The organism is Pseudomonas reactans, assembly GCF_013387025.1.
GTDB classification, from domain to species: Bacteria; Pseudomonadota; Gammaproteobacteria; order Pseudomonadales; family Pseudomonadaceae; genus Aquipseudomonas; species Aquipseudomonas reactans.
This window is the reverse complement of sequence record NZ_JACAQP010000170.1, coordinates 1-312: the sequence shown is the minus strand read 5'-3', so window position 1 is coordinate 312 and position 312 is coordinate 1. Positions and strand designations below refer to the sequence as shown.

Annotated in this window: 1 protein-coding gene; it reads right to left on the bottom strand. The window is 59.0% G+C overall.

Going from position 1 to position 312, the window contains the following annotated elements; translation table 11 throughout:
* A partial coding sequence (locus HX793_RS30875) for a nitroreductase family protein (RefSeq protein ID WP_178905625.1) occupies positions 1 to 312 on the bottom strand: 312 nt, incomplete at both ends.

Here is a 312-nt window from a genome sequence, read left to right as displayed (position 1 = left end):
CGACGACCGAAGATATGCCGCTCGCGATCATCCATCAGCGCGGCGACCAGCACTTCGGCACAGTCGTTGATGCCTTCGACCTTCAACTTCATGAATTCATCGGAACGCTCACCCAAGGCCTCGGCGGTGCGTATCCGTTCTTCTTCCACCAACTGCTGAATCTTCCCGCGCAGCTCGCGGTCGGTAATACGAATAAAACGCCAGGGTTGCATCAGCCCGACACTGGGTGCCTGGTGCGCCGCTTCGAGCAAGCGCGAGAGCAATTCGGGCGCCACGCTGCCACCGGTAAAATGACGCATATCGCGACGTTCA